This window comes from Pseudomonas sp. NPDC090752 (assembly GCF_055584805.1).
Map to the genome: position 1 here is coordinate 66,162 of NZ_JBVJLI010000013.1, position 13,218 is coordinate 79,379.

A 13,218-nucleotide genomic window follows, 5' to 3' on the forward strand; every position below is an offset into this window, starting at 1 on the left:
TAGTATTGGCTGACACCTTTCGCTGTCGCAGGAGCCGGCCCATGAATTTCAATCAACTGCTCGACGCCGTCCGAGAAAACCCTGAGGCCGTCAGCATCCCGGCCGACTGGGCCCAGGGGCGCGCCGCTTTTGGCGGGCTGATGGCCGCCATGGTCTACGAGGCCATGCGCCTGAAACTCTCCGATAACCGCCCCGTGCGTTCCCTGGCAATCAGCTTCGTCGCACCGGCCGCGCCGGATGTGCCCACCCGATTCGAAGTCGAAGTGCTGCGTGAGGGTAAAGCGGTCAGCACACTGCTTGGCCGAGCACTGCAGGATGGCCAGGTGGTGACCTTGGTGCAGGGTAATTTCGGTGCCGGGAGGCCGTCGGTGGTCGATGTTCCGGCACTGCCGGCCATGGAGATGAAAGCGCTCGAGGATGCGGCTCCGGAGTTGCCGTACATCAAAGGCGTGACCCCGGAGTTCATGCGCCATGTCGCCCTGCGCTGGGCGGTTGGCGGTTTGCCGTTCAGTGGCAATCAATCACGGCAAATGGGCGGCTGGGTGCGTTTGCGAGACGTGGCTGAAGAGCCGGTCAACGAATCTCACCTGCTGGCCCTGGTAGATGCCTGGCCGCCCAGCTTGATGCCTTATCTGAAGCAGCCAGCGGCAGGCAGCACGCTGACCTGGACCATCGAATTCATCCAGCCAATTGCGAAACTGTCGACGCTGGACTGGTGCCGCTACTGCGTCGAAACCGAGCATGCCCGGGACGGTTACGGCCATGCCGCCGCTGCCCTGTGGACGGCTGAAGGGGAATTGCTGGCATTGAGCAGGCAGACAGTCACGGTGTTTGCCTAGGTTTCAATGCCGATGCTTGTGGCGCTCGCGCCACGCACGCCACCAGGCACCGCTGAGCACGAAGCGTGGAAAGGTGATGAACTGTTCTGTCAGCAGGCGCTGTATGGCGTCCTTGCGGTTGGCGAACGGCTCTGGCTGCTCGGCTTCCAGGCGGTGGCCCTGGCGCTGCAGGCCTAAACCTGCGATCAGGGCAATGACGCCGACGGCGATCTGGCCCAGGTCCAGGGCGAACAGGCCTGACAGTATCAGCAGGGCGCCGAGGATGAACAGCGGCACGGCAATCAGGTGCAGCACCAGGTTGGTCGGGTGCCGGTGGTTGTGGTGGTAGCCGCGCCATTGCCAGGCGGGCAAGTTGGGCAGTCGTTTGCTCATGGGCATTTCCTCGCAGTCATGCCCAAAGCTTAGTGCGGCCCTGTGATCGCAGCCAATCGAGGCTGGCTATGATGACTATAGCTTGAGCTGGCCAATGGCCGTGTTCAGTTCGCCAGCCAGCGTCGCCAGCTCGCTGCTGGTGGTCGCCGAATCAACCGTCTGCTGTACGGTTCTTTCGGTGACATCGCGAATGCTCACCACCGCGCGGTTCATTTCTTCAGCGACCTGGCTTTGCTGCTCGGCGGCGACAGCGATCTGGGTGTTGCTCTCGCGCATTTGCGCCACCGCGCCGGTGATGTCGGCCAGCGCAGCGCCGGCTTCCTGGGCCTGGCGCACGCAGTCGTCGGCCTTGTACGAGCTTTCCTGCATGAACTCCACCGCATCGCGGGTGCCGGCCTGCAGCTCGGCGACCATGGCGGTGATTTCGTCGGTAGAAGTCTGCACACGTTTGGCCAGGCTGCGCACTTCATCGGCGACCACGGCAAAGCCACGGCCGAGGTCGCCAGCGCGTGCGGCCTCGATGGCGGCATTGAGCGCCAGCAGGTTGGTCTGCTCGGCGATACTGTGAATCACATTGACCACGCCATTGATCTTCTGGCTGTCTTCGGCCAGCTGGCGGATCATTTCGGCGGTTTGCTGTACGCCGTTGGACAGCCCCGCAATCGAGTCCTGGACTCGGTTGACCACGTCCTTGCCGCTGCCTGCGAGGGTGTCGGCGGTCTGCGACTGGTCGCGGGTAGCGCCAGCATGCTGGGCGATATGGTGCACGGTGGCGGACATTTCATTGATGGCCGTGGCCGCCTGGTCGGTTTCGCTCTGCTGGCCGAGCATGCCATGGCGTACTTCGTTCATGCTCAACGCCAGGCGCGCGGCGCCCGAGTCGAGTTGCGCGGCGGTGCGCGCCACGGTGCTGACCACGCGGTGGTAGGTCGACTGCATGGCGTTGAAGGCGCCGGCCATCTGACCCACCTCGTCACCGCAGGCCAATGGCACGCGGGCCGACAAGTCGCCGGTCTTTTCCACGTGCAGCATCACGTCCTTGAGCGTGTTGAGCTGGCTCAGCAGGAAGCGGATCAGTAGTTGCGAGGCGCAGAGCATCGCCAGCATCAGGATCAGTACGCAGATGGCGTAATTGTTGAAACGCACTAGGAACACCTGGCGCAGGCTAGGCGCCTGGGCCAGGACCGCCACCTGTTGATCACCATGGCGCAGAACCTGGGCGCCGCGCAGCGGGTTATCCCCCAAGACCCAGGCGGCCGGCAGGTCGACCCAGCCCTGTGCATCGCGCAAGACATCAAGGGCTTGGCCGGCATAAATCGGCGTTTGCCCGGGTTGCAAGGCGATCACGTTGGCCTGGTGCGGCAGGGCCTGCTGGGCGGGCCAGGCGGCCAGCAGCTCGGCCTGAGATTGCGCCTGGGCCTGCGCGGCTTCGGCGCGGGCTTGCTGCTCAAGGTTTACGGCGTAGAGCACCAGCATCAAGGTCGTGACGAAGGCCACCGCGTTGACGGCCCAGAATTTGTACTTCAGGGAGATATTGCTAAGCCAGGCACCCATGGTAGGTCTTCTCTGAGTTGAGCGGAAACATTATTGGCAAGGTGCCATCATTGTGCCCGCGCACGCCAGGGAGGCTTTGATGTGTATCAACAAAGGGTTTTATGCCGGTCCTGGCTCAGGGAAGCTGAAAGAATGCTCGGGCGGTGGCGGTGGTATGCGCTGCGGTGGTTTCAACGCTTTCATTCCGGTGCAAGGCCACCTCGCGGAGTACTTCGGGCAGAAAAGCCGGCTCGTTGCGCCCGTTCTTCGGTTTCGGCCGCAAGCTGCGCGGCAGCAGGTAAGGTGCGTCGCTTTCCAGCATCAGGCGCCCAGTTGGGATATTGCCTACCAGTGGGTGTAGGTGCGTACCGCGGCGCTCATCGCAGATCCAGCCGGTGATGCCGATGTGCAAATCGATGTCCAGGTAGGCGAACAGCGCCTCGCGCTCGCCGGTAAAGCAGTGCACGACAGCGGCCGGTAGTTGGTCGCGGTAATCGCGCAGAATCGCCAGCAAGCGCTCGCTGGCATCGCGCTCGTGCAGGAATACCGGTAGGCGCAACTCTGCAGCCAGCGCCAGCTGGGCTTCCAGCGCTTTCTCCTGAAGCGGGCGAGGGGAGAAGTCACGGTTGAAGTCCAGCCCGCATTCGCCCACGGCGCGTACCCGCGATTCGCACAGCAACTGGCGCAGTTGTCGCTCGCTATTGGCATCCCAGGCCTTGGCATCGTGCGGGTGCACACCAGCCGTGGTGAACAGGTGCTGACTGTCGGGGTCGAGCTGTTGGCACAGTTCCAGTGCCTGTTCGCTGCCGGCCAGGCTGGTGCCGGTGAGGACCATCTGCACCACGCCGGCTTCGATGGCGCGCTCGACAATGCTGGCTTGTTGGTCATGGAAACTGCTGTTAGTCAGGTTGACGCCGATATCGATCAGTTGCATGGTGCTACCTCGTGCCGCGGAACGGCCAGCATAGCAAAAAGCGCGATATTCGGAAAAAACCAAGAACTTCAGTCAGTTGCTGTGGTCTTTTACCGTCATTTATCACGAACCATTCGGATACATTTTCGCATGCTGCGATACCTGCTCCCCCTGTTGCTGATGCTAGGGCTGATGACTGTCGGCCCCGCGTATGCACGCCTGCCTGGGCCGCAGCAACACGTACCGGCGAGCAAGACACGTGACCTCGAACAGATTCGCAGCAGCAAGGTGCTGCGGGTATTGGTCAACCAGAGTCGCAACAGTTCCGGCGAGATCAAGGGCGAGCCAGTGGGCATCGAGTACTACCGGTTGCGCGCGCTCGAGCATTACCTCAATGCCCGCGCCGGTGACGGCCAGCAAGTGCGCATCAAGCTTATCCCGCGTGCCAAGGAGCAGCTGCTTGGGGCTTTGCAGCGTGGAGAGGGCGACTTGGCTGCCCCAGGCGAGTTGCTCGACCCGTCGTTGGTGGGCGGGGTTGGCAGCAGTGCGCCGGTGCTGGACCAGGTGCCGTTATGGCTGGTCGGGCGCAAGGGCGAACGCAGCTATACCCGTGTCGAGCAGTTGTCCGGGCGAACCGTCGCGCTCACCAGTGCCAGCGCCGCCGGTGCAGCCATCCAGCAGATCAATCAGCAACTGGCACTGCGCAAGCGCCCGCCGGTGAAGATCGAATGGGTCGATTCGACTCTGGCAGTGGAGGACGTGCTGGAGATGGTCCAGGCCGGCATCTATCACCTGACCGTGGTGGAGCGGCCGATCGCCCAGCGTTGGGCGCGAGTGATGCCGCGCCTGCGCCTTGATAGCCGCCTGCAACTGGGCCAGCCGCAAGCCATGCGCTGGTACGTGCGGCGTGATGCAAGCATGCTGCTGGCGACCGTCGACCGTTTCTTGCAGGGTTATCGTGCGCCGGAGAACCAGGATGCGGCGTTCGAGCGCATCTACCGGCGCCAGTACCGCGTGCACAATCCACTTGCGCAAAAGAACCGTCAGCGCCTGAGCTCGCTGCGTGCGGTGCTGCAAAAGCATGGCGAGGCGCAACAGATCGACTGGCTCAACCTGGCTGCACTGGCTTTCAAAGAGTCGACGCTCAACCCGGCGGCACGTGGCAGTGGCGGGGCGCACGGCCTGATGCAGATCACCCCATCGGCGGCCCAGCGGGTGGGGGTGAGCAATACCGCCACGGTCGATGGCAATGTCCAGGCCAGTGCCCGTTACCTGGCGCTGATCCGCCGCAAGTTCTTCGCCAGCCCCAAGATCAACGAGCGTGAGCGCATGGCCTTTGTGTTGGCGGCTTACAACCTGGGGCCGGAGCGCGTGCAAGCCATGCGCGCCGAAGCGCGCAAGCGTGGCCTGAACGGCAACCAATGGTTCTTCCAGACCGAGCGCGTGGCCATGGAGCAGGTGGGCATGGGGCCGGTCAACTTCGTCAACAGCGTGAACAAGTACTTCCTGGCGTTCAACCGTGAACGGACCACCCTGGAGCGAGTTGCCAAGCGCTGACAAATCGATTTTATCGATTGTTATGTTGGGTTTTTTGCGATTTTCATATCTATCAGATTGATTATGATGGCGCCCATCCCAACACAACATTCCAGCTTCAAGGAAGTCACGCAATGAACAACGCAATTACCAAAATCCTCTCCACCCGTGCTGGCCATGGCCTGAGCGTGGTTCGCATCCTGGTCGGCATCATCTTCATGGCGCACGGTGCGCAGAAACTCTTCGGCCTATTCGGCGGCTACGGGCTGGAAGGCACCGGCCAGTGGATGGAGAGCATTGGCCTGGCGCCGGGTTACTTCATGGCCCTGCTGTCCGGTAGCGCCGAGTTCTTCGGTGGCCTGGCCCTGGTGATTGGGCTGCTGGCTCGCCCGGCGGCGCTGGCATTGACCGTTACCTTGGTGGTGGCGATCTTCTCGGTGCACATCGGCAACGGCTTGTTCATGTCCAACAATGGTTATGAGTTCGCCCTGGCCCTGATGGCCGGTACCGTGGCGGTGCTGATCGAAGGAGCGGGCCGTTTCTCCCTGGACCGCCTGATCGCTCGCTGATACAAGCTGCGCAGCAAGCTGCAAGCCCCAAGCTGATCACTTGGGGCTTGCAGCTTGCGGCCAGTAGCTCTAGCATACCGCCTGCGCCGATTTAAACAGCTACTTGCGGGGCGCAGGGCAGCCCAACCATGGGTTATCCGAAATACCGCTAAAGCGCTGGTTCGGTGACGCCTCCCACCGCTGCCCAGCGGGATTCGCGAGGCGGAGAAAAACTCCATGAGTTGTCCACGTACCAGTGTCTGCTTGAGCCCACTGCCTGCCAGCCAGGCCACCCGCACACCGCGCATCCTGCTCGGTGGTCAGCATCAGCCCACCCTTTTGCGTCACCTCGAAGGCTTGTCACGCCGCAAAGGCCATGCCCGCGCCTTTCTCATCCAGTTTGCCGAAACCGCGTGCCGCCTGGAGCAGTTTGGCAACGACCGTTTCGACCTTGCCGTGATCCAGGCGCCCGCCCTGCAAGATGCTGCCGAAGTGATTGGCCACCTCACGCGCATCGCGCGACAGGGGCTGATTACCCTACGCTGATCAGGCACGTCGTCCTCAGCTATCAGCCATCTGCGCAGCGTGATTCATGAAAGCAAGGTTGGCTGATAGATGAAAAGCTTTAGGGCTTGATAAAACGTGATGCGGCCTCGGCCACTTCGTACTCAATGTCGGTGACATCCCAGTAAGCATCACCTGTGGGGGTGCGTACTACAATCTCATCCCCGATTGACTTGCCAATGCATGCGCGTGCCATCGGTGAATCGACTGAGATAAATTCCTTGTTCCCATATATCTCATCCCCACCCACGATGCGGAATCTCTTACGCTCATCAGCATCATTGATAATGGTTACCCACGCCCCGAAAAACACTTTGCCTTCTTGGGTTTTTGCGTAAGGAACGACTCGAAGATCCTCGATGCGTTTTCGCAGATAGCGGACGCGTCGATCTATCTCTCTTAGCCTTTTTTTGTTGTACTGGTAATCGGCATTTTCACTTCGATCACCTAAGGACGCTGCCCAGGTTACTTTTCTGGTGATCTCTGGTCGCTCCTCCCGCCACAGCCAATCCAGTTCATCCTTCAAGGATTGATAGCCTGCTTCAGTGATAAGATTTGTAGCCATGTTTTTCCCGTGAGTGGTGCCCTTGCTTTCGGTAAAGATAGCGTTGCGCTTGAAATTCAAGTTTGACTGGCTTCAAAATCAGGCACTAGGTGATGTGCCAAAAGCAGCGATTTTCTTGAATAACCTGCTCAACCACCAACGACTTCGGGCTTGGCGGATTTCATCGATTTGCATAAAGGTATACGGGGAGGGCATGGTCTTTTCTTGAATACGCAGGATGCGTAAGCCTCTGATGATGTGGCGCGAGTAGAACCGCAGAGTCATGGAGCAGGCCAGCAGCCCGAACAAGGCGACCATCCCTGAAGTCATTATCCCGAACAGAGCCTAGCACTCCCGCAGCACTGCCAACGGGCTGGCATTGAGCGCCCGCCGCGTTCCCAGCACGCCGGCCCCGCCGACCAGTAGCGCACCGACCAGTGGCAGCACCAGCAGCCAGGGGTGCGGACTCCACTGCAGGTCGAACGCGTAGCGATACAGCACCAGGGTGATCAGTTCGCAGCCCAGTGCTGCCAGGGCGCCACTGGCCGCGCCCAACAGGCCGAACTCGATACGCCGCGCTTTCACCAGTAGCGGCCGCGCAGCGCCCAGCGCACGCAGCAAGGCACCTTGACGAATGCGCTCATCCAGCGTTGCCTGCAGGCCCGCGAACAACACCGCCAGCCCTGCCGCCAGTACGAACAACAGCACATATTCGACCGCCAGGGTGACCTGGGCGAGGATGCTGCGCAGTTGTTCCAGCAAGGCATCGACTTGCAGAATGGTCACCGCCGGGAATGCCCGCGACAGGGCCACTACATCCAGGTCGTGACCCGGTGCCAGGTAGAAGCTGGTCAGGTAGGTGGTTGGCAAGCCCTGAAGCGTGCCAGGTTGGAAAATCATGTAGAAGTTCGGTTGAAAGCTGTCCCAGTGCACGCTGCGCAGGCTGCTGACCCGCGCCTGGCGTTGCTCGCCGCCGATGTCGAAAGTCAGCAGGTCGCCCAGTTGCACTTTCAGGCTGGTGGCCAATTCGGCCTCGACTGAAACACCGGGTATTTCATCGCCGGTCGGTAGTGTCTGCCACCAGTTACCTGCTGTCAGGGCATTGCCGGATGGCAGTTCGGCGGCCCAGGTCAGGCTGAGGTCGCGTTGTACCGCGCGCTCGCCGGCAGAGTCCTTGCTGACGAGCTGTTGCACGGGTTGCTCGTTGATTTGGATCAGCCGGCCGGGCGTCACTGGGTACAGGGGCGCCGAGGCGGCATTCACCTCGCGCAGGCGCTGGGCGAACGGTTCGCGATCGTCGGGCAGAATATTCAGTGCAAAATGATTCGGCGCGTCCTTGGGCAACTGGGCCTGCCAATTGTCGAGCAGTTCCGCGCGCAGCAGGGCGACTAGCGCCATGGCCAGCAGGATCAGGCCAAAGGCCAGGGCCTGGCCGGCGGCCGCCATGGGGTGACGAAGCAACTGGCCAAGGCCAAGGCGCCAGGTGAGCGGTGCGCCTGCCAGTAACCGCCGCAGGCTGCGCAGCCCGAGCAGCAGCAGGCCGCCCAGTACCAACGCGGCGATCAACCCGCCGCCGAGCAGGGCGAAGGTCAGCAGCAGATCCAGGCTCAGGCGCCACATGATCAAGCCCAGCGCCAGCAGGGCGGCGCCATACGTCAGCCAGCTGCTCGGTGGCACCGGCAGCAGGTCGCGGCGCAGCACGCGTAGCGGCGGCACCTGGCCGAGGGCGGCGAGTGGGGGGAGAGCGAAGCCAGCCAGGGCGACCAGGCCGGTGGCAATGCCGGCCAGTGCCGGCACGATCCCACCGGGGGGCACGACGCTGGGCAGCAACCCATGCAGCAGCCGGAACAGGCCCAGTTGCGCCAGCCAGCCGAGCAAGGCGCCTGCCATCGCGGCAACCAGGCCGAGCATCGCCAGTTGCAGGCAGTACAGGCCCAGAGCCTGATGGCGCGACAGACCCAGGCAGCGCAGCAGGGCGCTGGCGTCCAGGCGGCGCGCGGCATAGCGGCTGGCCGACAGGGCCACTGCGACGCCCGCCAGCAGCACCGCCACCAGGCTGGCCATGTTCAGGTAACGCTCGGCCTTGCCCAGGGCGCCGCCGATCTGCCGGTTGCCATCGCGGGTGTCGAGCAAGCGCTGATTGGCCGCAAGGTTCTTTTCCAGCCCCTCACGGTATTGCGCCAGCGCTTGCGCCTCACCGCGCCAGAGGTCGCGGTAGCTGACCCGGCTGCCGGGCTGGATGACCCCCGTGGCCTGCAGGTCGGCCAGGTTCATCATCACCCGTGGGGTCAGGCTGTAGAAGTTGTTGGCGCGGTCCGGCTCGTAGGTCAGCACGCGGCTCATGCGCAGGGTCTTCATGCCGACGTCGATGCTGTCGCCGATGCTCAGGCCGAGGGCGGCCAACAGGCGTGGCTCTACCCAGGCCTCGCCCGGCGCCGGGCCGCCTCCCGATGTTTCCTCGGCATACGGCGCGGCCGCACTGCGCACCTGGCCGCGCAGCGGATAGGCGGTGTCGGCGGCCTTGATGCTAGACAGTTGGATGCCGGCGTCCCCACCCACCACGCTGGTGAACTCGACGACCTGGGCGTGACGCAAACCCAGCGCCTGGCCGGCGCTGATCTGTTCTTCGCGCGCAGGTGCGCTGCCTTGCAGGACCAGATCGGCGCCGAGGAACTCACTGGCGCGCAATTGCATCGCACCGTTGAGGCGTGCGCCGAAGTAGCCGATTGCGGTGCTGGCGGCGACGGCCACCAGCAGGGCGAAGAACAGCACGCGCACTTCACTGGCGCGAATGTCGCGCAGCAACTGGCGCAAGGCCAGGCCGCACAGGCGAGATAGCGGCATGCGGGTCATCTAGGCCTCCACCGGCGCCACCAGGTGGCCGGCCTCCAGGCGGATCAGACGTCGGCAGCGGCGGGCCAGGCGTTCGTCATGGGTGACCAGCACCAGCGTGGTGCCGCGTTCCTTGTTCAGCTCGAACAAGAGGTCGCTGATGCGTTCACCCGTGTGGCTGTCGAGGTTGCCGGTAGGTTCGTCGGCAAACAGCACTGCTGGCTGGGCGGCGAAGGCGCGGGCGATCGCCACCCGTTGTTGTTCGCCTCCGGACAATTGGCGCGGGGTATGGGTGAGGCGTTTGCCCAGACCGACCCGCTCGAGCAGGGTTCGTGCTTGTTCACGGGCATCGCGACGGCCATCCAGCTCCAGTGGCAGCATTACGTTTTCCAGTGCATTAAGACTGTCGAGCAACTGGAAGGACTGGAACACGAAGCCAACATGCTCGGCCCGCACACGGGCGCGCTGGTCCTCGTCCAGTGGGCCCAAATCGTGCCCGGCGAGGATCACCTTGCCGGCGCTGGGGCGATCGAGGCCGGCCAGTAGCCCGAGCAGCGTCGATTTACCCGAGCCGGAGGCGCCGACGATGGCCAGGCTGTCGCCCTCGGCAAGGTCGAGGGAGAGCGCGTGCAGGATGGTCAGATCACCTTCCGCACTGGGGACCACTTTGCTAAGGTGCTGCGCAACGAGAATGCTGGGGCCCATGGAGAATCCAATGCGAGTGTGGTGGTTGATTGCCGGTCTGGCCCTGTATTGCCTGGCCCAGAGCGCGGCGGCGGGAACACTGCTGGTCGTTGGCGATAGTATCAGCGCCGGTTTTGGCCTGGATACCCGCCAGGGGTGGGTCTCTTTGTTGCAGACCCGGCTCAAGGACGAAGGTTTCGACGATCAGGTGATCAATGCCTCGATCAGCGGCGACACCAGTGCAGGGGGCCAGGCGCGGCTGCCAGCGCTGCTTGCAGCGCATAAGCCAAACCTTGTGGTGCTGGAGCTGGGCGGCAACGACGGGCTGCGTGGACAGCCGCCAGAGCAATTGCAACAAAATCTTGCTTCGATGATCGAGCGTTCGCGTGAGTCAGGGGCCAAGGTGCTGCTGCTGGGGATGCGCCTGCCCCCTAATTATGGCGTGCGCTACACCAGCGCATTCGCCAAGGTGTATGAGCAGTTGGCAGCGGACAAGCAGGTGGCATTGGTGCCGTTTTTCCTGGAGGGCGTTGGGGGTGTGCCGGAGATGATGCAGGCCGATGGTATCCATCCGGCACAGGGCGCCCAGCAGCGGTTGCTGGAAAATGCCTGGCCGGCGATAAAACCCTTGCTCTGATGCTTTAAACGGGGCCGGCTTTCGGCTAATGTTGCGCCCCCCGTTTCGAGAGCCCCCGATGCCGCGTCCTGCCTGGTCCTTGCATGCCTACCAATTGATCGAGCCCGATGAGCAGCTCGACCTGTTCGCTTGCCAGGAAATCCGCGTCCACCTGGTCGCTCGTCAACTCGAATTGGGCGTACCGGTTGATCGTACCCTGTGCGGAGGCCTGTTGCCGGCGCAACCTCGTTGGTCCGGCGTGCAGCGCGCGATCTACCGTGATGGTCGCTTGTGCGACCTGTGCCGGGCGATTCTCGATGCCCAGCGGCGCGGCATGCGGCCGGTGTGGCCTGAGCTGTGAGGACGCCTTTCGCTCAGGAACTGCGGGCGCCTTTCATCATCTGAAACGCATGTAGGCCGCCAATCCCTCCCGCTTGGCTTGGGGCGGGTGTACAATCGATCCTCTTGACCCACCTTTCGAAGGATTTACCGGATGTTGCCGCGCTTTCCTGCCGTCACCCGTTGCCTGACCCTGGCCGGCCTGCTGGTCGCTGGCCCCGCCGTCGCCCTGGAGCTGCCGCTGCCGGCGCCCGGTGAAGATGTCGTTGGCCAGGTGCAGGTGATCAAGGCCAAGTACGAGGACACCTTTGCCGACATCGGCACCGCCAATGACCTCGGCTACCTGGAAATGATTGCCGCCAACCCGGGTGTCGACCCCTGGCTGCCGGGTGCCGGTACCGAGATCATTCTGCCTACCCGTTACGTGCTGCCGCCGGGACCGCGAGAGGGCATCGTCATCAACCTTGCCGAATACCGCCTGTACTACTTCCCGAAAGGGCAGAACGTGGTGCACACCTTCCCGCTGGGCATCGGTCGTGAAGGCTGGGGCTCGCCCATCGCCAACACCAAAATCACCGCCAAGACCCCGAACCCAACCTGGACGCCGCCGGCCTCGATCCGTGCCGAGCATGCCGCCGACGGCGACATTTTGCCTACCGTGGTACCGGCAGGGCCAGACAACCCGCTGGGGCCGTTCAAGTTCACCCTGGGCGTACCGGGTTACCTGATTCACGGTTCGAACAAGAAGTTCGGCATCGGCATGCGCACCAGCCATGGTTGCTTCCGCATGCTCAACAACAATGTGCTGGAGCTGTCGAAGATGGTTCCGGTGGGCACGCCGGTGCGTATCATCAACGAGCCGTACAAGTTCGGCATCAGTGCTGGCAAGGTTTATCTCGAGGCGCACACGCCGCTGGATGACAATGGCAACCCGTCGGTGGTCGACAAGCACACCGCCGTGATCAACGCGTTGCTCAAGCGCGAAGACCTGGCCAACAACCTGCGCATGAACTGGGACATGGTGCGTGACGTGGTCGCTGCCGAAGATGGCATGCCGGTAGAAATTGCCGTGCCGGCCGATAACCAGGGTAGTGCGCCGATGGTGTCGAGCATCCCGCCAGAACTGCAGTAAGCGTTCCACTAGTACGTACGAGGCCTGCCCAGGTTTACGCCTGGCGCAGGCTTTTTGATTTGTGCCGGTTGCTTTTGTCGGGGCAATAAAAAAGCCGATCCACAAGTGGATCGGCTTCTTAACAATCCGTGAGGATTATTTGCGGCTGGCTTTGTCCAGCATACGCAGAGCGCGCTCGTTGGCTTCGTCAGCGGTCTGCTGAGCCTTCTGAGCGGCTGCCAGTGCGTCGTCAGCCTTACGGTAGGCTTCGTCAGCACGAGCTTGAGCGCGAGCTGCTGCGTCTTCAGTCGCAGTCAGACGAGCTTCGGTTTCTTTGGATACGCTGCTGCAACCGGTAGCCAGAACTGCGGCCAGAGCCAGAGCAGAGAATTTCAGAACGTTGTTCATCGTGTTCCCCTTCAAGGACTTTCTATTAAATAGCCATCTCTCAGGAAAGAGAAACTGGCCGGCGTACATAGTACCCATTACTTGTAGTAAGTAAACTGACTGAGCGCAAGAACTGCAAAAAAAATGTCGCTCCAGGGCTGGTCGACGAAAATTGTATAGGGATTGTGAAAAGGCTGTGTAGGAAACGCAACCGACTGTAGTTGGGGAACTTTTTGTTGAACTAGTGGTGACTTTAACTGTCGTTCAGCGTCTTAAGCCCAAGAACATCCGGCTGTTGTTGCGGGGCAGGCAGGGCGCGGCACTCACCCCTGACCCCCGCTACTTTTTAACTGCAGCCACCTTGAGCAATCCTGGCTGGCGCGCCTACTATTTGTGATGC

At 62.3% G+C, this 13,218-nt stretch carries 14 protein-coding genes; 7 read left to right on the forward strand and 7 right to left on the reverse strand.

Annotation, left to right across the window (positions count from 1 at the left end):
- Window positions 1–41: 41 nt before the first annotated feature.
- Window positions 42–839 (forward strand): acyl-CoA thioesterase, encoded by a 798-nt coding sequence (locus ACZ6YA_RS17990; RefSeq protein WP_465898445.1) that lies wholly within the window; start codon window positions 42–44, stop codon window positions 837–839.
- Window positions 840–842: 3 nt separating this feature from the next.
- Here the strand turns inward: ACZ6YA_RS17990 and ACZ6YA_RS17995 are convergent, their stop codons facing one another.
- The 3 genes from ACZ6YA_RS17995 to ACZ6YA_RS18005 all read right to left on the reverse strand — a co-directional run bounded on the left by ACZ6YA_RS17995 (window position 843) and on the right by ACZ6YA_RS18005 (window position 3,678).
- On the reverse strand, window positions 843–1,211 hold the full coding sequence (locus tag ACZ6YA_RS17995) for an Mpo1-like protein (RefSeq protein ID WP_465898446.1): 369 nt from the start codon (window positions 1,209–1,211) through the stop codon (window positions 843–845).
- A 75-nt stretch (window positions 1,212–1,286) separates the two neighbouring features.
- Entirely contained in the window at window positions 1,287–2,765 is a 1,479-nt protein-coding gene (locus ACZ6YA_RS18000; RefSeq protein ID WP_465898447.1) for a methyl-accepting chemotaxis protein, read from the reverse strand.
- 115 nt (window positions 2,766–2,880) lie between these two features.
- The gene (locus ACZ6YA_RS18005) at window positions 2,881–3,678 is read right to left on the reverse strand and encodes a TatD family hydrolase (protein WP_465898448.1); all 798 of its coding nucleotides are present in this window, start codon (window positions 3,676–3,678) and stop codon (window positions 2,881–2,883) included.
- A 129-nt stretch (window positions 3,679–3,807) separates the two neighbouring features.
- Here ACZ6YA_RS18005 and ACZ6YA_RS18010 point away from each other — a divergent pair, with 129 nt between their 5' ends.
- The 3 genes from ACZ6YA_RS18010 (at window position 3,808) to ACZ6YA_RS18020 (ending at window position 6,287) form a co-directional block, all read left to right on the forward strand.
- On the forward strand, window positions 3,808–5,214 hold the full coding sequence (locus ACZ6YA_RS18010; RefSeq protein ID WP_465898449.1) for an MltF family protein: 1,407 nt from the start codon (window positions 3,808–3,810) through the stop codon (window positions 5,212–5,214).
- A 113-nt stretch (window positions 5,215–5,327) separates the two neighbouring features.
- Window positions 5,328–5,762, forward strand: coding sequence for a DoxX family protein (locus tag ACZ6YA_RS18015; RefSeq protein ID WP_465898450.1), 435 nt, complete (start codon window positions 5,328–5,330; stop codon window positions 5,760–5,762).
- A gap of 216 nt (window positions 5,763–5,978) precedes the next feature.
- Window positions 5,979–6,287: a hypothetical protein gene (locus tag ACZ6YA_RS18020; RefSeq protein ID WP_465898451.1), complete on the forward strand. Its 309-nt coding sequence runs from the start codon at window positions 5,979–5,981 to the stop codon at window positions 6,285–6,287.
- Window positions 6,288–6,366: 79 nt separating this feature from the next.
- Here the strand turns inward: ACZ6YA_RS18020 and greB are convergent, their stop codons facing one another.
- From greB to ACZ6YA_RS18035, 3 genes are all read right to left on the reverse strand, one after another.
- Window positions 6,367–6,870 carry a transcription elongation factor GreB gene (greB, locus tag ACZ6YA_RS18025; RefSeq protein WP_465898538.1) on the reverse strand — a complete coding sequence of 168 codons (504 nt, stop codon included), beginning with the start codon at window positions 6,868–6,870 and terminating at the stop codon, window positions 6,367–6,369.
- Between the two features lie 324 nt (window positions 6,871–7,194).
- Window positions 7,195–9,702 (reverse strand): ABC transporter permease, encoded by a 2,508-nt coding sequence (locus ACZ6YA_RS18030; protein ID WP_465898452.1) that lies wholly within the window; start codon window positions 9,700–9,702, stop codon window positions 7,195–7,197.
- Window positions 9,703–10,386 carry an ABC transporter ATP-binding protein gene (locus ACZ6YA_RS18035; RefSeq protein WP_465898453.1) on the reverse strand — a complete coding sequence of 228 codons (684 nt, stop codon included), beginning with the start codon at window positions 10,384–10,386 and terminating at the stop codon, window positions 9,703–9,705.
- A gap of 10 nt (window positions 10,387–10,396) precedes the next feature.
- Between ACZ6YA_RS18035 and ACZ6YA_RS18040 the strand changes: the two genes are divergently transcribed.
- From ACZ6YA_RS18040 to ACZ6YA_RS18050, 3 genes are all read left to right on the forward strand, one after another.
- Entirely contained in the window at window positions 10,397–11,002 is a 606-nt protein-coding gene (locus ACZ6YA_RS18040) for an arylesterase (RefSeq protein WP_465898454.1), read from the forward strand.
- Window positions 11,003–11,060: 58 nt separating this feature from the next.
- A complete protein-coding gene (locus ACZ6YA_RS18045) occupies window positions 11,061–11,342 on the forward strand; it encodes a hypothetical protein (protein ID WP_403132609.1) in 282 nt (93 codons plus the stop codon).
- 132 nt (window positions 11,343–11,474) lie between these two features.
- On the forward strand, window positions 11,475–12,452 hold the full coding sequence (locus ACZ6YA_RS18050; RefSeq protein WP_465898455.1) for a L,D-transpeptidase family protein: 978 nt from the start codon (window positions 11,475–11,477) through the stop codon (window positions 12,450–12,452).
- 135 nt (window positions 12,453–12,587) lie between these two features.
- On the opposite strand, the gene oprI is transcribed toward ACZ6YA_RS18050, so the two are convergent.
- The gene (gene oprI, locus ACZ6YA_RS18055; protein WP_003259780.1) at window positions 12,588–12,839 is read right to left on the reverse strand and encodes an outer membrane lipoprotei OprI; all 252 of its coding nucleotides are present in this window, start codon (window positions 12,837–12,839) and stop codon (window positions 12,588–12,590) included.
- Between the last annotated feature and the right edge of the window lie 379 nt (window positions 12,840–13,218).